The organism is Nonomuraea sp. NPDC003754 (genome assembly GCF_053605785.1).
Map to the genome: position 1 here is coordinate 207,305 of NZ_JBSGJX010000011.1, position 18,679 is coordinate 225,983.

Genomic DNA, 18,679 nt, shown 5'->3' on the forward strand with positions numbered 1-18,679 from the left:
TGGCGGACATGGAGACTGGTTCCGCGCGCAGGGTCCTGGCCGTAAAGCGGGGTGGTCCGTGGCTGGTGCTCGTCAACGGGACCACCTGGAACGTCGAGTCGCGAAACGCTGGGGTGGATACCCCAGGGCTTGCACTCTTACCGCTCTTGGAGAGGCCTAGGGACGAAGGGGAGAGGCTTGCCGGGCAGGTGCTTGGTCCCGGTGATCCAGACATCGCCCAGGTCCTGCATGCGGTCATCCAGTGTGGGCTTTCGGGGCCGTCCGAGTATTGGATCTCACGAGCGCTGGCGTGGATGATCAACGATGAAGTCGGGCTCTTCGCCGGGCTGCTCAGGGAGATCGCTGTCGGGCGGTCCAGTTCTCAAGCCACACAGCATGCCGCGAAACGGCTCTTGAAGCAGAACGGTCATTGGCCAATCATCCGGCGCCAATCTCGCAGCTAGCTTGGAAGATTTGGGGCGGTCCCGCTCTGAGCTGCCAAGCCGCAGGTCAGAGGGCCTTGTTGAGGTCGCCCTATGTCCCCGTGATTCCCGTTGTTGACCTTCCATACGGGCACGTAACGAGCACGGTCTGACCTTCCCACCCGTGGGCCCCAAACGATCTCAAGAGTCGTTCGGAATCGTTCACCCTGCTGGTTGCCTGGACTACGCAAGTCCGTCCGGCTTCATTCGTGATCGTCCGCACGGATGGCTCCTAAGATCCCAGTGGATCGGAAGGCATCTCCCAGATGCAGCCACCAGGTTGGAGCGACTGGTGTTCTGGCATCAGAAGGATTCGCTGTCCCCGGAGCTCGCTCTTTTCGTTGACGGCAGGCTCCATCTGAGCGTCCATGATCGGAAGTCTGAAGCCATCCCGTCGCCGCAGTTCAAGCGCTTTCCCCGGGCGCCAGTCTCCAGAACGCCAGTGTCCGATGATCCTGACGCGCAACCCCGGTTCTAACTTCAGACTCATTACCCGGAAATGAAACAGCCCTCCTTCCCCGCGTGAGGCGACTCGGTACCGCTCCCCACACTCACCGCACGTCCGCTCAGCCGGCCATGGCGAGGTATGAACAGTTCGGTCGGCGTCGTACTGGATCACGCCCGTACTCCAGGCCGCCCAGCCGGCCGGGTTGGCTGGGCGGCCGAAAACGGTCCTCGGTTCAGCGGAACAGCGCCTGGGCCCTGGGCAGGTCCCACAGGGCCACGCGGTCGCCGAGTCGCGCGCCGCTCTCGTCGGAGAAGCGGAAGTGGATGCCCGACCAGACTCGGCCGTTCACGTTGTCCCTGGTGAGCTGCCGCCACTCGGTGTAGGTGCGGCTCGTACCCGCCGGGCCCGTCATCTGGAACGGCGCCGTCCTGGGGCCGGCCAGCCGCGTGAGGACCTGTTCGGCAGCGCCCGCGTAGGTGGAGTGGCCACCGGGGTACTCGGGGTGCGCGGGCGTCGTGATCAGCGGCTCCCAGGCCGGGTCGCCGCCCTCTCTGATCGCGGTGATCGGCCGCCAGCGCGTGTAGGTGTACTTGGCGTCGAACACCGCGATCTGCGCGTCCACGGTCACCGCGTGGAAGACGGCGACCAGTTCGGCGCGCCGAGCGGGAGATCCGCCGGCGTGCGCCACGGCCGCGCGCAACGCCTGGGTGTAGCCGGACAGGGAGGCCTGCGACCACAGCGTCGCGGTCGCCGTCTGCTCCGGCGTCCGTACCGCGCTGTCCTTGACGCCGTAGGCGCGCACCTCGGCGAGGTCCCTCAGGTACCGCGCCGAGTCGAGGGCGGGGGCGGAGCCTGGACGGAACCGGTCGGCCTGGCCGAGCAGGAACGTCCTGCCACGAGCCTGCCCTGCCTGTACGGCGCTCTCCTCGCCGGGAGGCGTCGGCCGCCACACGCCGGGCGCCGCAGGTGGAGGCGTGTAGGGGGTGTTGACCGACGCGGCGTCGAGGCCGTCGCCGGCCCGTTCCGCCAGGGTGCGGCGGGCCTGCTCGCGCCCCGCCAGCACGCCGCGGTCCCTGGCGGCCCCGGCGGGGACGCGGTCCAGCGTGCGGGCCAGCGCACTGTCGAGCGTGCCGGTCTGGCCGGGGACGAGCGCCGCCAGCGAGTCGTGTACGGCCTGCGCGAGCGCCGCGTTCTGGAAGTCGCGGGACCGGCTGTCGCCTCGCAGCGCGCGGCTCGCGGCGATCCAGGCGATCGCCCACGCCCGGCCGTTGGTCACCTGAGGCGTCTGCCGGGTCGAAGGCGGGATGACGGACGCGGACACGTCAAACCATTCCAGGACCGTGTCAGCAGGAGCGCGTCCGGCGGACCAGGCGGGGGCGGACGTCCCCGCCAGGGTGGAGGTCATGGCCACGAGCCCGGCCAGGAGAGCTCTTCGTCGCACGGAGATTTTCCCTTCTGCGGATGAAAGCTGCGCAAGGGAATACGGAGCCCGCCCCGCCCGCGTTGGCCGTGGACGCGGCGAGCTCAGGAAATGCGCTGGGGGGCTGGGCGGGAGATCTGCCCTCCGACCCCGTCGGCTCTGGCCGCTTGGATGAGCCGCGATCCGACCGTCCGAACAGCTCGTTCTGGAGCTCCACGGGCGACTCACGCAGCCCGAGCGTAGCCACCCAATCGGGGATCGCCCAATGCTCGAAGCGCGTCGTCCACCACATCGTCGGCCGGCCCGGTCGCCCGCGTGGCCATCTCGGCCCCCAGAAGTGCTGAATGACCGGCCCCGTGATCCCTTCCAGCAGATCCGCTGTCAACCGACTGGTTATGGATCGTCAATCCGAGCCCGCCACCGTCAGCTCATGCCCTCGAGAACCCTTGCGGCCCTGGCGGTCGCCGTGATGCTCACCGCGACCGCGACCGCGTGCTCGGACACCGAGGACAGCGGCGGCAAAGGAAACCTGACCTATGGAACGGCCATCGACGACGCCCCCACCGGGAAACTCATCGCCGACAGCGGCTTCCGACCCGAGACTAACGGTTTCGGGTTCGAGAACTACGGCGGCGGGGACGAGACCAACCTGACCTCCCAGGAGGTCCACAACCTGTTCGGCGACGCCGTCTGCATCGACGCGGAAACCGAGTCCTGCGAGCTCATCCCGCAGGCCGAGGCGTGGATGGAGCACACCAACAAGTCCATGGACGGCGGCCATTGCTACGGCATGTCGCTGACCAGCCTCCAGATGTGGCAACAGACGCTCAACGTCTCGGACTACGGCGCCGACACCACCCCGGAACTGGCGAAGGAGGACAACCAGCCCCTCCAGAGCGTCATCGCCCAGAACTTCGCCACCCAGTACGGCGCCGTCGTGAAGCAGCAAATGATCAAGGGCACGCCCAGCCAGATCGTCGACCGCCTCATCCAGGCCTGGTCCGCCGAGGAGAAGGAGGGCATGTCGCTCGGCTTCTACAAACGTGACGGCTCCGGCGGCCACGAGATCACGCCCTACGCGATCGAGAAGGCCGGCGACGGGCAGGTCAACATCCTGGTGTACGACAACAACTACCCGGGCGTCACGCAGAAGGTCAGGGTTGATCTGACGCGCGACACCTGGGAGTACAAAACCACCACCAAACCCGGCGAACCCGTCGACCTCTATGAGGGCGACGCCGAAACCGGCACCCTGGAACTGACCCCTGTCGAGGCCGTCACCGAGATCCAGCCCTGCTCTTTCTGCGGCAGGAACGACGACAGCGAGCAGAGCGGCAAGGGCTCCGCCAAGGGCGAACCGGCCGCCGACACCAAGCTCGTCTACCTGGACGGCGACGCCGCCAACCACCCGCACCTGCTCCTGACCGACGACGCCGGCCGTAGAACCGGCTACGTCGACGGCAAACTGGTGAACGAGATCCCCGGTGCCGCAGTCAGCAAGCCCAAGGGCGGCAAACCCGGTGACGACCCCGAACCCGAGTACACCATTCCCGGCGACAACCACATCACCATCACCGTGGACGGCGGCCATCTGACCAAGGACGTGAAGGACGTCCAGGTGGGCATCATCTACGACGCCTTCGACGTCGCCGCGGAGCAGATCCAGCTCCGCAAGGGAGCCAAGGACGTCTTCGACGTCAGTGCCGACATGAGCAAGTTCGGCTACACCGCCAGCGACACGGTCTCCCCCGTCGTCCACTTCGGCGCCAGCATCTCCGACGACGAGTACCTCACCTTTAACGTCTCCAACTCCGCCGACGTCGCCGGTAGCACGATGAGCGCCGAACTTCCCCTGGACGGCAAGCGCTTCGGCCGCTTCATCCTGGACACCAGCAAGGTCAAGGGCGACAGCGCAGCCTATGGCATCGAGGTCATCTACCAGGACAAGAAGGACGAGATCCGGTTCACCACGGACGACGTGGAGATGAACACCGGCGCCAAGGCCGCCGTCCGTTGGGACAAGGTGAATGAGAAGCGGCCGTACATGCCCCTGCTGGTTCAGGATGCGGGCGAGCGGACCTGGAGCAAGCTCGAACCGGCGGTCAATGAGTGACCCGTTCGAGGCAGGTGGAGATCTTGGCGGTGCGGCCGCGCCCTGCCCGTCGTGTCTGAAGGTACCCCGGCCGCCGTGTGCACGCTCCGCGTGTCCGGCACCACCAGGCTCGGGTCGGCTGGTCGTCCCCGCCTCTCCCGTACCTGCCGGCGCAGCAGGTCGTGGGGCAGGAAATCCCGCTGGCGGCCGGTCGGCCCTGGTAGAGGATCGCGTTGACGATCTCCCGCATCTCGTGGCCACCCCGGTGGCCGCTGACCGATGGGTGGATCCCCGGTCGGCGGCCATGCTCTTTCACTCCTCGATCGCGGTCACATTGCTTTCCGCATGAGCATGAGGAAGACGGCGGAAACCTGTGACGGAAGCACACGATCGCGAGGCTTCGGGTCGTGGGACGCAACCGGAGGACCGCCTTCTCGCCGCCGACTGCGGCATGCCTGCTTGCGCACGCCGAGGGCATCACCGCTGGACAGCGAACGGCAGCTGAGGCCGCCGGGCCTGACACGAAATGGCGAAGCGAACTGCGACAGGCGGCGGCGTTCTTTTGGACCGAGCATGGACGGGCGGCTCGGTCGCGTTGCCCGTCAGTTCTAGGCCGTTCACCGGGGAAGGCAGGCGATGCGGTCGCGGTTGGGACGCGGCGCGCGCGGAGGATCTCCGCCAGGGTGGTGAACACCGCCTCGTCCTTGGACTGCGGATGGACGCCGTGTCGACTTCGCGGACCTGCTCACCTATCACCGAGTAATCAGCTGTCAAAGCGAATCTTGTGGACTCTCCAGCGAGAAAGATCCCGTTCTCGAGGAGTGGACACAAGTGAAACGAAGCATCGCCGGCGCGCTCGTCGGCATCATCGTGGGCGCGAGCCTGGTATTCGGGGCCGCGGGTACGGCACAGGCCGCCACGGCCCAGGTAAACGCCGGAGTTCAGCAACGCATCCTGCCGGTTGTCGTGGCCAAGATCGGCCGCCGGCTGGCCAAAGAGCTCGTCAAGGCCATCGTGCGGCACTTCAAGAACGAGGCCCAGAAGGCGAATGATCGCCGAGAGTACATGCGGGCGGTCCTTGACGACGTCTGGAACAACGACAGTCCAGGGGTCGACGACCAGCTCCCGTTCGGGTACCACGTGCTCATCGCCGACGACAGCCGAGTCGACCTGAGCAAGCTGCGGTGCGACGACTGCCCCGACGGCAGGCCGATCCTCGAGCAGGAAACGGTCGACCTCGGCGCGGACGGCACCCAGCAGACGTTCTCCTACAGCATCGCCATCTTCGAGAAGGGCGAAGCCACGCTCAAGGGGCGTAAGGGCCAGCGCGACCGGATCCAGTGGATCGAGCCGGAGACGGCCAACCGCGCCGACGACGGCGTCCAGGTCAAGGAGGACGACTATCTCGGGTCCTGCGGCGCCGGCGGCTGCAACGACTGGCAGACCAGTGTGACATTCGCCCCCTACGGCGTCGAGAACAAGCCGGACTGCGGGGATGAGGACCTGGAGGACGGATGCCAGGGCGGCGGCGGCTCCAAGCCCGTTCCGGGTAACCGTCTCGAGCACGGCAAGCAGCTGACCATCACCGCACAGGGCGGCTTCTCCCTCGGCCGACGCACCGTGTGGGACAAGGGCGACGGCACCTGGGAGATCGAGGTGCCCGCCACCGGCAACGTCCTGGAAGTCATCCCGAACAACTGGCGCGTCGAGGACAGACGCGCCCACCACGGCCCCACCCAGCTGTGGCGCTTCATCGACCCCGAAGGGGACGGCTGGTACAGCATCAAGAACGTCTACAACATGACCCACGGCTACCCACAAGGCGGCTGCCTGACCGTCGACGACAACGGCGGCAGGCCCATCTGGGCGATCGACTGCAACAAGCCGGGCAACCAACAGCTGTGGAAGCTGTCCTGACCTGACCGTCGGGTGGGTGCCAGCCCCCGGGCGCTCACCCGACGGTCAGCCGGGCGCGCACCTCGTCAGCCTTCGGCACGCCGACGCCCTCGAATGCGTCAAGCGCCGCCGACCACGAGGTGCGCGCCCCTTCCGGCTGACCGAGCGTGAGCGTGGTCAATCATGGCGACCGCTCTGGCCGGTCGGCGGCTGGTTCGACGAAGATCGGCAGGGCAGCACCGCGTGTGGACGGTGTCCCCTGCCGGCACGGACGTCTTTCAGACGTGGCGAGGAGCAGCGTGCCGGCGCCTGTCGTGAGCTGATTCCACTTCGGCAGAGGTCTCCCCGTCGAACGTGGTCGACCTCTGGATCCTGCGGTCACGAACTTGATGATTGATTGACGGTCTCCGAGATCCGTCATCGGCCCTGTCATCCGGCGTCAATCCGCCGGCTTCACGCTGGACCCAGCACATGTCCGGATAGAGAGGGCTTTCCCATGAGCAGGGACACAGCGCTGGTGGACGCTGACTGGGCGCAGGCGCATCTGAGCGACCCCCGGGTGGTCTTCGTCGAAGTGGACGAGGACACCTCCGCCTACGACAGAGGTCATCTGCCGGGAGCGGTTCGCCTGGCTTGGACCACGGACCTGCAGGATCCCGTCCGGAGGGATTTCGTCGACAAGGCCGGGTTCGAAAGGCTGATGGCCAGAAAAGGCATCTCCAGTGATCACACGGTGGTGCTCTACGGGGGCAACAGCAACTGGTTCGCGGCCTACGCCTACTGGTACTTCACGATCTACGGCCACGCGGACGTCCGGCTGCTCGACGGCGGACGTAAGAAGTGGGAGCTCGATGGCAGGGCGCTCACTCTCGATGAGCCTGCCCGCCGGCCCACGGCCTACCTCGCCCACGAGCCTCGCACCGACATCAGGGCGTTGCGGGAAGACGTGATCAAGGGCGTCGGCAGCGTCAAGCTGATCGATGTGCGCTCGCCCGACGAGTACGCGGGCCGCCTGCTCGCCCCTGCCCACCTGCCTCAGGAGGGTGCGCAGCGGCCTGGACACGTGCCCACCGCCACGAACGTTCCCTGGTCCAGGGCCTGCGCTTCCGACGGCACGTTCAGGTCCCAGGAAGAGCTGCGCGCGCTCTATGGCGAGCCGGAGGGCCCAGTGATCGTCTACTGCCGGATCGGCGAGCGCTCCGCGCACACCTGGTTCGTCCTGCACGAGCTGCTCGACCTGCCCGAGGTGCGCAACTACGACGGGTCGTGGACGGAGTACGGCTCCCTCGTCGGCGTCCCCGTCGAGCTGGGCGACGGCCGGATCTGGGACAACGTCTGAGTGTCTCCGGCAGGCTCACCCAGCGGTGCCGCCCGTTGGCGGGCCTCGGCGCCCGCCACGCGCACGATCGCCGACACCCGCCGCACTGCTGGAAAGGGTCCGACGCGATCCTCGGCGACTGGGCCTGGTGAGCCCGCGGCGAGAGCGTGTAGCGGCTGGGAGGGGACACGCGGCCGGCCACCGCTGTCGAGATCGTGATCGGGCTCCTCGACGCCGCCAGCCACGCGCCGCTTACGAGCCGCCGATGCTGCATCAGCCACCCCAACGTGCGTTCGACAACCCAGCGGCGCGGCAGCACGTGGAAGCCGCTTTCGGAAAGACGCTTCACTACCTCCACGGCGATTCCGCGCCGAGTACCATGCCGGATCACAGCGGCGTTGTAGCCGCCGTCGACCCACACGGTCGATACCTAGAAGCCGTTGTCTTACCGAATGTAGTTCCTGCGTTTCCGCTGGTGAGCCCAGGAGTGTTCGCAGCGAACGCGGTTTACGTCCACGTCGGTGGCCCACAATTGGGCGCCGGGGTGCGGGCGTTCCTTCCGCACGACCAGCCCCGTCCCACGCGTCCTCGCCGACGGTGCCGTCGGCTTCGACGGTCGGGGTCCACGCGCTCGCGGGAACCCCGAACCGGCACAACAGCGCGCCTGGGCGGGTGCCTACCGCAGGACGGGCCTGCCCTCAAGCACCGCCTTCAGGATCTTCAGGCTGTCGCAGATTCTGTCCTCTTCGAGGAACTCAGGGAGGACCGCCTCCGCCACGCTGACGGCCTTGCCTTCCCCGCCGAGGTAGACAGCGGCATTGGCTCCCTCGGCGTACTCGTCCAGGTGCCCGCGAACACAGGTGTCGGTCGTTGGTTTGCCGGCGAAGTAGATACAGCCCCGGCCGCCCATCTCAAGCCAGGTATGTGCAGACACCGGCCCTTTGACGACGAGGGCGGCCGGGTCGTACAGCGAAGTCGCGAGAAGGTTCCGGACGGTCAAAGACCGGCCGACGAACAGGCAACTGTCCCAGAGGCACACCAGATCCTGTGCCACGACCGAGCCGGTGACGTAGAGCGAAGTGTAGACGTCCGCGTTGCAAAAGGTGATGGGACCGCTGACGGTTAGATCGCCATCGATGACGTAGACCGTGTCCTCGTCCTCGCCAGGCGTGTTGCCCAGCGCCAGCGCACCGTCGATCGTCAGGTCACCGCGGTGGACGTAGAAATGCTCGGGTTCCTCACCGAAATAGTCGTCGACATCCCAGCTGGTGCGGTTGCTCGCTTCGGCCATGTCGTACTGCTCCAGGGCCTCCTCAACTGGCACGGCATCCCAGTTTGCGGTGGGCGATTCGAGAAACATGCCTCTCCTTTCGACAGTGGGGTCATCGGCGGGTGGTCGCCGCCGCAGCGTTCGATAGCTGCCGTGATCCTCCCTCACAGCTACGACAGCATGCTGACGGGCGATCCGAGTGAAGGTCACTCCCGCCCCCCGCCGCGGCAGGAAGGCCACAAGGCCGTCGTAGGCGTGGCCGGCCTGCAAGCAGTGGAACAGACAGCCAAGCATCCGGTTAAAGGTGTGGCGCAATGCGCTGGAATGCCGGTCACCATCGGCTCGCCGCCGATCAGCGAGCACTCGCTCAGCACCGATTGGTCTCGCATGAGCGCGCTCACGTTGCGCTACCCCCGTCCGCCAGAAGCGCCAGCAGCACGGAGGCGCTTGGCCTTCTGATGGTCATATTGACAACCCGAGTTGACATTACGGGCCTAAGCGATCTACACATCAACACGGTCCGTACACAAGAGCAGCCAGCGAGCAACCACTCGCCGCCTTCGACTCACGGCGAGTCGGAGAAGAACCGAGAAACCCCAGGTCAACGCGATGGGAATGAGTAGGGCGGGTGGGACTTGAACCCACGACCCACGGATTATGAGTCCGATGCTCTGACCGGCTGAGCTACCGCCCCCTGCGAGAGTGCAGTCTCCCACAAAATCTCGCGCTTGCCAGCATAGATCGCATCCCACCGGCGGGGGCGCCAATGGCGTTCCCTCGCGTCCCTTCCTTCTGGTGCCCCGCCCCCGCGGAGGGCGGAGCACCCCCGTTCCGGGAGCCAGGAAGGGAGCCGGGAATGGATGCGCGGCTCTCGGGGTTACATCCCTCGTGGCCGGTGTGCCCAGTGTCCCCGGGCCTCACCTATTGCCTTCACGGAATACCGTTCGGCTGGAGCCGTGTTGCGCCTTTCGCCGAGAGGCGACCTGCACACCGGTTCGCACACGTGGGGAAACGCCCGCCCGATCCCGCCGGATCGGGCGGGCGTTTCTTCGTCCCGCCGCCCCGTCTCGCCGGATGAGCCAGGCGTTTCGGGTGGGCGTCTCCCGGCCGATGCCGCAGGATCAGGCGGGTGTCTTCTCGTCCGCGGGCCGCCGCGGTTCGAAAGTCCCGACCCTGCCAAGGTCCTGGCAAGCCTTACGGTAGGCCTCACACCTGGCTTCCAGCTCCCGTTCCTCCTCAGTCATGCCTGGCATCCTGGCCGTCCTGTACGGGGCGACCGGTCGACTTGGCAGAACCTCTACCGTTCCCCGCTCTCCGTCGACCCGGACGCGGTCGCCGTCCTTGATGCGCATGGTGGCGGTGCCGGTGCCGACGACGGCGGGGATGCCGGGTTCGCGCGCGACGATCGTGGCGTGGGACAGCGGGGCGCCCATGCCGGTGACGACGGCGGCGCGGAGGAACAGCGGCGTCGTTGGTCAGGGTGGTGGCAAGGATCTCGCCCTGTTTGAGCCGTTCGCCCTCTTCCGGCCCCGGGATGACTCTCGCCACGCCTTCGACGATGCCGGGCGCACCGGGGAAGCCGGTCACCGCATTGGACATCTCGTACGGCACGCCGCGCGTCGTAGAGGTCGGCGCGGCCGTGGGGCGAGGCGGCCCAGCGGACGGGGTCGAAACCGAGCGAGTCGCGCGGGCTAGCCTGCGCGACGTACGCGGCGGCGTCGAGATGGTCCTGTGTCGCCTTGGCGACGGCCTGGGGGTCGTCCGGCTCGCCCACCCCCACCGCACGCTGCCACGCGTCGGCCGGCAGGTCGGCGAGCCGTTCGCCGGGCCGCTTCGCCGAGGCAGGCGGGTGGTACCAGGTGACCAGAACCGGGCCGCTTCGCCGAAGCGGGCGGGCGGTACCGGGTGACCAGGGACCGGGCGGCTACTAGACGCCCTTCACCCCGTCGACCAGTTCCCGCACCACGTCGAGATGGCCGTTGTGCCGCGAGGTCTCCTCGATCAGGTGCCCGAACACCCATCGCAGCGTGAACTCGTGGCCGGCGCGGCCCTTGCGCGCCGACAGCTCGTCCAGGTCGTGGTCGGCGAGCTTGCGGTCGATCTCCGCGCACGCGCGCGTGTACTCGTCCACCACATCGGCCAGCGTCCGCGAGGGGTCCGGCGTGAAGTCCATGTCGGGCGCCTCCTCCGACCACGGCGCGCGCACGTCCTCGCCGAGGAACACCACTTCGAACCACCAGTGCTCGACCCAGCGCAGGTGGCTGATCAGCCCGGCGATCGTCATGAGCGGCGAGTCGGGCAGCGGCGCCTTCCGCGCGGCCTCGTCGCTCAGCCCTTCGCACTTGGCCACGGCCGTGGCACGCGCGTAGGTCAGGAAGGTCTGCACGGTCGCTCGCTCGTCCCAGCTTCGCGGGACATCGGTTCTCTCCATGGCCCCAAGCTACTCATCCGTCATTTCGGGTAGCTGTCGGCTATGAGGTCCGCCGTCGTTCTGCTCGCGCTGCTGGTGCCGCTCGCCGTCGCAGGATGCGCCGCCGACACCGGCGCGCCCGCCCGTACGGCGGAGCGGTTCGTCGCCGCCGTGACCGCCCGGCAGGGAGAGGCGGCCTGCGCGCTGCTGGCCGCGAGGGCCGCCCAGAAGCTGCCCGACAAGGGCCAGACGTGCGCTCAGGCGCTGGTGGAGCTCGGTCTTCGGGAGGGCCCGGTGGTGTCGGCCGTCGTGTGGGGTGACGAGGCGCAGGTGCGCACGACCGGCGACACGATCTTCCTGCACCGCTTCGGCGGCGGCTGGCGGGTCAGGGCCGCGGGCTGCACGCCGCGGGGCGACGACCTGCCGTACGACTGCGAGGTGGAGAGCTGATGCGCGCGGTGTTCGTCACCACGGTGCTCATCGTCGTGGTGGGGCTGACGTGGTTCTTCGCGATGGGGCTGATGCACCGATGAAGCGTTTCCTCAAGGAGAACTCGCTGTCGCTGTTCTTCCTGCTGATCTTCGCCCTGGCGCTGGTGGGCCAGGCGGTGGCGGGCAACGGCCAGTACAACGACCGGCAACTGGTCGACGGCGGGCAGCCGATCTCGGTGGTCGAGTACGTGGCCTCGTCTGACTTCGCGGTGGACGTGGCCGAGAACTGGCAGTCCGAGTACCTGCAGTTCCTGCTGTTCATCGTGGCGACGGTGTGGCTGGTGCAGCGGGGCTCGCCCGAGTCCAAGGAGGTCGGCAAGGAGGGCGGCGAGTCCGACGAGGACCAGATGATGGGCAGGCACGCCCAGCCCGAGTCGCCGAACTGGGCCACGGCCGGCGGCTGGCGCAGCGCGGTGTTCAGCAACTCGCTCGGCTGGGTGATGGGCACCATCTTCGTGCTGTCGTGGCTGGCCCAGTCGGTGGCCGGGCTCGCCGCGAACAACTCCGAGCGGCTGGCCGAGCTGCGTGACCCGCAGGACTGGGGCGCCTACGTCATCGGCCCGGAGTTCTGGAGCAGGACGTTGCAGAACTGGCAGTCGGAGTTCCTCGCCGTGGCGTCGATGGTGGTGCTGTCGATCTTCCTGCGTCAGCGCGGGTCCCCGGAGTCGAAACCGGTCGGCGCTCCCCACGACGCGACGGGAGTCGAGGGCTGACCCGTGACGACGGCGACGACGCGCGTGCCGGGGGCGAAGGCGCCCTGCCTCGCCCGGTCGACGATTCCGTAGATCATCTTGGCCACGTAGACCTGCTCGAAGGAGGGGTCGAGCGCGGGCGAGAGCTTGGCGTAGCCGCCGAAGTGGTAGTCGAGGTCGAGGTCCCAGTTGCCGCTCACCTCGCCGTAGGCCTCGCGCTGGAGCCTGGCCACCTCGTCGGCGAGGAAGGCGGCGCCTTTGAGAACGGCGAAGCCGAGCGCGCGCTTTCCCTCGGGCAGCCCGGCCGCGATGCCCGCCAGGGTGCCGCCGGTGCCGACGGGGCAGCAGATCAGGTCGTAGTCGACGTCGATCTCCCCCGGCAGCTCGGCGCAGCCCCGCACCGCGGCGGCGTTGCTGCCGCCCTCGGGCAGGATGGCGACGTCGCCGAACCGCTCGCGCAGGCCGTCGAGCACGGGCGGGGTGTGCTTGAGCCGGTAGGTGGCGCGGTCGAGGTAGGTCAGGCGCATCCCGCAGGCCTTGGCGTAGGCCAGTGAGGGGTTGAGCGGCAGACGCTCCTCCCCGCGCACCACCCCGATCGTCTCGAAGCCGTGCTCCATGCCCGCCCTGGCCAGCGCGCGCAGGTGCCCCGAGTAGGCGCCGCCGAAGCTGAGCACGCGCGGGTGGCCCAGGTTGTACTTGAGCTTGCGGGCCTTGTTGTCGTCGTGCTTGAGGAAGAGCCTGACCGTCCCGAGCCGGGGATCCCTCATTTCCTCCATCGCGCTAGTCTACGGTCGAACCGTTGTTGAGGAGTGTTCGATTATGCGCGTTATTGAAGCTTTCCGTGGCGCCTACGGTGCCGAGCCGGCGACCGTGTGGCGGGCGCCCGGACGCGTCAACCTCATCGGCGAGCACACCGACTACAACGACGGTTTCGTGCTCCCCTTCGCCGTGCCGTGGGGTGTCACCGCCGCGCTCAGCCCGCGCACGGACGGCACGATCAGGCTGCTGTCGCTGCAGTCGCCCGGCGCACCCGCCGTCATCGAGACGTGGGAGTCCGCCACCGGCTGGACCCGCTACGTCGTCGGCGTCCTGGCCATGCTCGGCTCGCGCGTCCAGGGCGCCGACATCGTGATCGACGGCGACCTGCCCGCGGGCGCAGGGCTCAGCTCCAGCGCGGCCCTCGAGGTCGTCGTCGGCTCCGCGCTCAACGAGGTGTACGGCCTGGGCATGACGCCCATGGAGATCGCCCTGCTCGGCCAGAAGGCGGAGAACGACTTCGTCGGCATGCCGTGCGGCATCATGGACCAGGCCGCCTCGGCGCTGTCCGAAGAGGGCAAGGCGCTCTTCCTCGACTGCCGCTCCCTCGGATACCGCGCCATCCCGCTGGACCTGGCCGCGTACGGGCTGCGGATCCTCATCATCGACACCGGCGTCCACCACGAGCTGGCCGACGGCCAGTACGCCAGGCGCCGCGCCGACTGCGAGTCCGCCGCCCGCAAGCTGGGGGTCGCGGCCCTGCGCGACGTGACGGACCTGGCGGGGGCGCTGGCCGTCCTGCAGGGTGACGAGCGCAAGCGCGTCCAGCACGTCGTCACGGAGAACCACCGCGTCGAGGCGGTCATCGGGCTGCTGCGCGCGAAGGCGGTCGCCGAGATCGGGGCGCTGCTGAACGCCTCGCACCTGTCGCTGCGCGACCAGTACGAGGTGTCCGCGCCCGAGCTCGACGTCGCGGTGGAGGCCGCCATCAGGGGCGGGGCACGCGGCGCGCGGATGACCGGCGGCGGGTTCGGCGGGTCGGCGATCGCGCTGGTGGCCGAGGAGCGGGTGCCCGCCGTCCAGGAGGCGGTGCTGGCCGCCTACGCCGAGCGCGGCTGGAAGGAGCCCCGGTTCCTGCCCGCCACGCCCGCCAGGGGCGCCCACAAGCTCACCCCCTGAGCGCGGCGCGACGGTCTCCGGCCGGCGTCGCGTGACGCTCCGGAGCGCTTCGATCACACAGTTTCCCGGTTCGGGGGACAAATCATGCCGAGCAGGGTGAAGATGTGATCTGCTGCGGGTCCCATGAGGGCGGCGCGGAAAGGGCGCCGCCACAGGAACGTGCCTCCGACCCGGAATCGGCAGGACGCTCCGCCAACCCGGAATGCGCTGGGTGCCAGGTGCTTACGTGGATGAGATCCCTTCGTCCCTTCGATGTCCACACCGCCGCCGAGAAGACCGTCGACTTCCGCGAGGCGGAACGATTCATCCGCCTGTTCCACGCGGAGAACCCGGACGCGGGAGACGTCACCGCGCGCCTACGCCGGATCGCGAGGGACGCGGCGAAGTTCGGCACCTACACGCACACCGCCGAGGAACTGGAGTTCGGCGCGAAAGTGGCCTGGCGCAACAGCAGCCGCTGCATCGGAAGACTCTACTGGCGGTCGCTGAAGGTCAGGGACCGCAGGGACGTCTCCACCGCCGAAGGCGTCGCCGTCGAATGCGTCGCCCACCTGCGAGAGGCCACGGGCCACGGCAAGATCCGGCCGATGATCACCGTGTTCGCCCAGGACCACCCCGGCTGCCCTGGACCGCGCATCGTGAACGAGCAGCTGATCCGCTACGCCGGCTACCAGCTCAAGGACGGCGGCGTGCTCGGCGACCCGCGCAACGTCGCCTTCACCGGACAGGCGCTCGCCATGGGCTGGCGCGGCGGCCAGGGAACCAGGTGGGACGTGCTGCCGCTGGTCGTCCAGCCCGCCAAGGGACAGCCGCTGCTGTGCAGCGTGCCAGGGGACGCGATCCTCGAAGTACCGATCAGGCATCCCGAGTACCGCTGGTTCGAGGAACTGGACCTGCGCTGGCACGCCCTGCCGGCCATCTCCAACATGTGCCTGGAGATCGGCGGCATCTGCTACCCGTGCGCGCCGTTCAACGGCTGGTACATGGGGACCGAGATCGGCGCCCGCAACCTCGCCGACCACGACCGCTACGACCAGCTCCCGCTGATCGCCCGGCGGCTGGGCCTGGACACCTCCAACGAGCGCACCCTGTGGCGCGACCACGCGCTGGTGGAGCTCAACGTGGCGGTGCTGCACTCGTTCGAGCGGGCGGGGGTGACGATGACCGACCACCACACCGAGTCCAGGCGGTTCCTGACCCACCTGGAGCGGGAGGAGAAGGCGGGCAGGGTCTGCCCGGCGGACTGGTCGTGGATCGTGCCACCGATGTCCGGCGCGGCCACCCCGGTCTTCCACCGCTACTACGACCGGCACCGCCTCACCCCCGCCTTCGTCCCCGCCCACCCGTGACTCCCCCGCTCCCCGCTCCCCGCTCCCCGCTCCCTGTCTCTCCACGGCAGCGACAGACTGCTCTTCCCGCGGACAAGCGCAGGCACCCCTTCACGGCGGCCCAGACCTCTCTTCGCGCGGACAAGCGCAGGCACCCCTTCACGGCGCCCAGGCCTCTCTTCACCGTGCGGGCCGCTCTTCACGGCAGCGCGGGCGCGGGCCGTCCGGCCGGCGCGTCTTCCTTCTGTACGGCAGGCCCGCCCAGGCGCCTCCGCCCGGCACGGGGTCCCGCCCGTCCAGGGGACGCTCCTCGGGCGCGCGTGGCGGGGGTGGGTGACGGCGACCCCCACCCGGCCTGCCCGATCACGGCTTTCCGGACCTGCCCCCCTTGGTGTAGAACGTTGTTCTGTAACGTCAGTAGCAGGCGCCTGGAGGGTGCGCGATGTCGGAGCTGGTGCTGTCGTCGGTCGACCAGGGCGTGATGACGCTGACGTTCAACCGTCCCGAGCGCCTCAACGCGTGGACGGACGCGATGGGCCGCCGCTACTACGACCTCCTCGAACAGGCCGAGAAGGACCCCGCCGTACGGGCGATCGTGGTCACCGGCGCGGGCAGGGGCTTCTGCTCGGGCGCCGACTTCCAGACCCTCGACGCCATCCGGTCCGGCACCTATGACGAGGAGCCCGACCCGACGCCGAACACCTTCCCCACCACCATCTGCAAGCCGATCATCGCCGCCGTCAACGGGGCGTGCGCCGGGCTCGGCATGGTGCACGCGCTGGTGTGCGATCTCGTCTTCAGCGCCGAGGACGCCAAGTGGACGACGGCCTTCGCGCGCAGGGGACTGATCGCCGAGTACGGCCTGTCGTGGGTGCTGCCGCGGCTCATGGGGCAGCAGCGGGCCATGGACGTGCTGCTGTCGGGGCGGGTGTTCACCGGCGCCGAAGCCTGCGCGATGGGCCTGGTCAACCGGGCGGTCCCGGGCGAGGAGCTGGTGCCGCAGGCGCAGGCGTACGCGCGGGAGCTGGCGGTGCACAGCTCTCCGGCGTCCATGGAGGTCATCAAGCGCCAGGTGTGGGGCGACTGGGACCAGACGCTGGAGGCGTCGGCCAAGGCCGCGGAGCGGGAGATGATGGCCTCGTTCGGCCGCCCCGACTTCACCGAGGGGGTGGCCGCCTTCCTCGAACGCCGCGACCCCCGCTTCCCTCCCCTGTGACCCCGCGTGGAGTCAGCCGATCAACCAAGTTCAGCCTCGTTCGTGCCCGTTCACACCGGCTGACTCCCCCTTCGACTCCTCAGCCCATCACGGCGGCCGGGTGATGCGGCCTGTCGGTGCGATGCGGGCCCCACGGGGTGATCGGATCCGCTCGGGCGCCTCGGATGCCACTCACTGTGTCACTCGCCAGGGCTCCCTGCTGAGTACTCAGCGAAGATCTCGGTCAGGACGCACCGTGCGTTCAGCGTCACCTCGTCGGTATCGCCCAGGGTGTCTGAGCAGGTGGCCATCGTCTTCCAGAGAGCCCAGCCACGCCCGCGCGCCCACTTCGCATCGTCAACGGACAGTCGCTCGCGGAACGCCTGGCGGCCGTCGGCGGTCAGCAATGTCCACGCGATCGCCAGGTCGCAGGCCGGGTCGCCGACGCCGCACGTGCCGAAGTCGATGACGGCTGCCAACCGCCCGTCCTCGAGCAGGACGTTGCCCTGGGCAAGGTCACCGTGGAACCACCTGTCCACACCGTCCCAGCGTGCGTCCAGCGCGGTCTTCCAGATCTCGCGCGCCAGGCTGACATCGACGTGGCCGTCCAGTTCCTTCAGCGCGTGCTCGAGCAGCCCCTCATAGGTGCGCAGTGTGGCGCCCCGGAACCAGTTGTGCTTTCCCGGCCGGGGACCGTCAGCGGTGTCGACGCTCTGCAAGGCCGCGACGAAGCCGGCCAGGTCGACCGCGAAGCCGACCGGATCGGCGATCCGGTCGGCGCTCGCAGGCTCGCCGTCGAGCCACTGGTAGATCGACCACGAGAAGGGGTAGCCCGCACCTGGCTCGCCCTTCGCCAGCGGGGCGGGAATGGGCAGCGGAAGCTGGGAGGCGAGCGGCGGAAGCCACCGGTGTTCCTTTTCCACCGCCAAGGCGTACTCGGCTGCGCTGGGCAGACGCATCAGCATTCCGTCGCCGAGGTGGAAGGTCACGTTGTCCCAGCCACCATTGGCTACGGGCTCGACCGGGAGGTCCGCCCACTGAGGAAACTGCTCGGCGACGAGCCGATGAGCCTGCTCCGCGTTGACCGTGACGCGCTGGGGCAGTGGGCCAAGATCGGGTATACCGCTCAACGAGACCTCCCTGTCCGGCAACGGACTCGAGTGTGCGACCAGGACACTGGCTAGGCATCCTGCCAGCCGGCGCCTGTCAGCGCGCAAGTGCGAACAGACGCCACCGCCCTGGCCTGCCCGTATGCCGTCGTCCCACCCGCAGGCCGGCACCAACCGCAACGATGTCACCCAGCCCGTTCCACTCCTGCAGGCCATCTCGAAGGTGTGCGGCGAGCGCGGCCACCCCCGCCAGCGCCCTGATGTCGTCCCTACCGATCGGTGCTACGACCGCGACGATTACCGCCGACTGGTACGGGGGTTGCAGAGCCGACCACTGGGTCGAACTTAAATGGGTCTTGTCGGATAGCTGACGAGCATTGATCCGTCCGGTACGACGAGCGTGTGCGATACGCGCAAGGCGGGGGGGTTCAGCCCCCAGGAACAGCAGCGCCGGGAACGGATACGGCTGGAAGCGGCCGGGATGTTCGCACAAGGTGAGAAGAACACGGCGATCGCGCGTCGGCTGCGGGTCACTGAGCGGTCGGTGGAACGGTGGCGGCGTGCCTGGCGCGAGGGTGGCGCCCAGGCGCTGCACTCCAAAGGACCTCCATCTC

At 68.5% G+C, this 18,679-nt stretch carries 17 protein-coding genes, 1 tRNA gene and 1 pseudogene; 9 read left to right on the forward strand and 10 right to left on the reverse strand.

Going from position 1 to position 18,679, the window contains the following annotated elements:
- Positions 1 to 275 precede the first annotated feature (275 nt).
- A complete protein-coding gene (locus ACWEVS_RS16785; RefSeq protein WP_452412800.1) occupies positions 276 to 410 on the reverse strand; it encodes a hypothetical protein in 135 nt (44 codons plus the stop codon).
- Positions 411 to 1,141: 731 nt separating this feature from the next.
- Entirely contained in the window at positions 1,142 to 2,350 is a 1,209-nt protein-coding gene (locus ACWEVS_RS16790; protein WP_452412799.1) for a vanadium-dependent haloperoxidase, read from the reverse strand.
- A gap of 409 nt (positions 2,351 to 2,759) precedes the next feature.
- Here ACWEVS_RS16790 and ACWEVS_RS16795 point away from each other — a divergent pair, with 409 nt between their 5' ends.
- On the forward strand, positions 2,760 to 4,442 hold the full coding sequence (locus ACWEVS_RS16795) for a hypothetical protein (RefSeq protein WP_452552190.1): 1,683 nt from the start codon (positions 2,760 to 2,762) through the stop codon (positions 4,440 to 4,442).
- An 810-nt stretch (positions 4,443 to 5,252) separates the two neighbouring features.
- A complete protein-coding gene (locus ACWEVS_RS16800) occupies positions 5,253 to 6,338 on the forward strand; it encodes an RICIN domain-containing protein (protein ID WP_449916547.1) in 1,086 nt (361 codons plus the stop codon).
- A 34-nt stretch (positions 6,339 to 6,372) separates the two neighbouring features.
- Here ACWEVS_RS16800 and ACWEVS_RS16805 read toward each other — a convergent pair whose 3' ends face one another.
- Positions 6,373 to 6,498, reverse strand: coding sequence for a hypothetical protein (locus tag ACWEVS_RS16805; RefSeq protein ID WP_358145912.1), 126 nt, complete (start codon positions 6,496 to 6,498; stop codon positions 6,373 to 6,375).
- 315 nt (positions 6,499 to 6,813) lie between these two features.
- On the opposite strand from ACWEVS_RS16805, the gene ACWEVS_RS16810 reads away from it, so the two are divergent.
- Positions 6,814 to 7,656, forward strand: coding sequence for a sulfurtransferase (locus tag ACWEVS_RS16810; protein WP_452412797.1), 843 nt, complete (start codon positions 6,814 to 6,816; stop codon positions 7,654 to 7,656).
- A 472-nt stretch (positions 7,657 to 8,128) separates the two neighbouring features.
- Here the strand turns inward: ACWEVS_RS16810 and ACWEVS_RS16815 are convergent.
- The 5 genes and pseudogenes from ACWEVS_RS16815 to ACWEVS_RS16835 all read right to left on the reverse strand — a co-directional run.
- A pseudogene (locus ACWEVS_RS16815) lies at positions 8,129 to 8,273 on the reverse strand (IS1380 family transposase); the annotation flags it as partial.
- 38 nt (positions 8,274 to 8,311) lie between these two features.
- Entirely contained in the window at positions 8,312 to 8,995 is a 684-nt protein-coding gene (locus tag ACWEVS_RS16820; RefSeq protein WP_452552192.1) for a hypothetical protein, read from the reverse strand.
- Between the two features lie 530 nt (positions 8,996 to 9,525).
- Positions 9,526 to 9,599, reverse strand: a tRNA-Ile gene (locus ACWEVS_RS16825).
- 427 nt (positions 9,600 to 10,026) lie between these two features.
- On the reverse strand, positions 10,027 to 10,338 hold the full coding sequence (locus ACWEVS_RS16830) for a PEP-utilizing enzyme (protein ID WP_452552193.1): 312 nt from the start codon (positions 10,336 to 10,338) through the stop codon (positions 10,027 to 10,029).
- 494 nt (positions 10,339 to 10,832) lie between these two features.
- On the reverse strand, positions 10,833 to 11,336 hold the full coding sequence (locus ACWEVS_RS16835; RefSeq protein WP_449916554.1) for a DinB family protein: 504 nt from the start codon (positions 11,334 to 11,336) through the stop codon (positions 10,833 to 10,835).
- Between the two features lie 42 nt (positions 11,337 to 11,378).
- On the opposite strand from ACWEVS_RS16835, the gene ACWEVS_RS16840 reads away from it, so the two are divergent.
- Both ACWEVS_RS16840 and ACWEVS_RS16845 read left to right on the forward strand, forming a co-directional pair.
- Positions 11,379 to 11,765 carry a hypothetical protein gene (locus tag ACWEVS_RS16840; protein ID WP_452552195.1) on the forward strand — a complete coding sequence of 129 codons (387 nt, stop codon included), beginning with the start codon at positions 11,379 to 11,381 and terminating at the stop codon, positions 11,763 to 11,765.
- Positions 11,766 to 11,844: 79 nt separating this feature from the next.
- Positions 11,845 to 12,519 carry a DUF6766 family protein gene (locus tag ACWEVS_RS16845; RefSeq protein WP_449916559.1) on the forward strand — a complete coding sequence of 225 codons (675 nt, stop codon included), beginning with the start codon at positions 11,845 to 11,847 and terminating at the stop codon, positions 12,517 to 12,519.
- Here ACWEVS_RS16845 and ACWEVS_RS16850 read toward each other — a convergent pair.
- On the reverse strand, positions 12,453 to 13,274 hold the full coding sequence (locus tag ACWEVS_RS16850; RefSeq protein WP_452412792.1) for a 1-aminocyclopropane-1-carboxylate deaminase/D-cysteine desulfhydrase: 822 nt from the start codon (positions 13,272 to 13,274) through the stop codon (positions 12,453 to 12,455). The genes ACWEVS_RS16845 and ACWEVS_RS16850 overlap by 67 nt on opposite strands.
- A 43-nt stretch (positions 13,275 to 13,317) precedes the next feature.
- Here ACWEVS_RS16850 and galK point away from each other — a divergent pair, with 43 nt between their 5' ends.
- The 3 genes from galK (at position 13,318) to ACWEVS_RS16865 (ending at position 16,977) form a co-directional block, all read left to right on the forward strand.
- Entirely contained in the window at positions 13,318 to 14,433 is a 1,116-nt protein-coding gene (gene galK / locus ACWEVS_RS16855) for a galactokinase (RefSeq protein WP_452552197.1), read from the forward strand.
- Between the two features lie 230 nt (positions 14,434 to 14,663).
- Entirely contained in the window at positions 14,664 to 15,782 is a 1,119-nt protein-coding gene (locus ACWEVS_RS16860; protein ID WP_452552198.1) for a nitric oxide synthase oxygenase, read from the forward strand.
- A gap of 421 nt (positions 15,783 to 16,203) precedes the next feature.
- Positions 16,204 to 16,977: an enoyl-CoA hydratase-related protein gene (locus tag ACWEVS_RS16865; RefSeq protein ID WP_452552199.1), complete on the forward strand. Its 774-nt coding sequence runs from the start codon at positions 16,204 to 16,206 to the stop codon at positions 16,975 to 16,977.
- 179 nt (positions 16,978 to 17,156) lie between these two features.
- On the opposite strand, the gene ACWEVS_RS16870 is transcribed toward ACWEVS_RS16865, so the two are convergent.
- Complete coding sequence (locus ACWEVS_RS16870; RefSeq protein WP_452552201.1) at positions 17,157 to 18,086, reverse strand: aminoglycoside phosphotransferase family protein; 930 nt, start codon at positions 18,084 to 18,086, stop codon at positions 17,157 to 17,159.
- 460 nt (positions 18,087 to 18,546) lie between these two features.
- Between ACWEVS_RS16870 and ACWEVS_RS16875 the strand changes: the two genes are divergently transcribed.
- A partial coding sequence (locus tag ACWEVS_RS16875) for a helix-turn-helix domain-containing protein (RefSeq protein WP_452552206.1) occupies positions 18,547 to 18,679 on the forward strand: 133 nt, incomplete at its 3' end.

Bases quoted from the DNA above. Each gene is read 5' to 3' on its own strand.
- ACWEVS_RS16850 (WP_452412792.1), bottom strand. From the start codon at position 13,274: ATGGAGGAAATGAGGGATCCCCGGCTCGGGACGGTCAGGCTCTTCCTC.
- ACWEVS_RS16820 (WP_452552192.1), bottom strand. From the start codon at position 8,995: ATGTTTCTCGAATCGCCCACCGCAAACTGGGATGCCGTGCCAGTTGAG.
- ACWEVS_RS16865 (WP_452552199.1), top strand. From the start codon at position 16,204: ATGTCGGAGCTGGTGCTGTCGTCGGTCGACCAGGGCGTGATGACGCTG.
- ACWEVS_RS16810 (WP_452412797.1), top strand. From the start codon at position 6,814: ATGAGCAGGGACACAGCGCTGGTGGACGCTGACTGGGCGCAGGCGCAT.
- ACWEVS_RS16860 (WP_452552198.1), top strand. From the start codon at position 14,664: ATGAGATCCCTTCGTCCCTTCGATGTCCACACCGCCGCCGAGAAGACC.
- ACWEVS_RS16830 (WP_452552193.1), bottom strand. From the start codon at position 10,338: ATGGGCGCCCCGCTGTCCCACGCCACGATCGTCGCGCGCGAACCCGGC.
- ACWEVS_RS16795 (WP_452552190.1), top strand. From the start codon at position 2,760: ATGCCCTCGAGAACCCTTGCGGCCCTGGCGGTCGCCGTGATGCTCACC.
- ACWEVS_RS16835 (WP_449916554.1), bottom strand. From the start codon at position 11,336: ATGGAGAGAACCGATGTCCCGCGAAGCTGGGACGAGCGAGCGACCGTG.
- ACWEVS_RS16785 (WP_452412800.1), bottom strand. From the start codon at position 410: ATGACCGTTCTGCTTCAAGAGCCGTTTCGCGGCATGCTGTGTGGCTTG.
- ACWEVS_RS16845 (WP_449916559.1), top strand. From the start codon at position 11,845: ATGAAGCGTTTCCTCAAGGAGAACTCGCTGTCGCTGTTCTTCCTGCTG.
- ACWEVS_RS16840 (WP_452552195.1), top strand. From the start codon at position 11,379: ATGAGGTCCGCCGTCGTTCTGCTCGCGCTGCTGGTGCCGCTCGCCGTC.
- galK (WP_452552197.1), top strand. From the start codon at position 13,318: ATGCGCGTTATTGAAGCTTTCCGTGGCGCCTACGGTGCCGAGCCGGCG.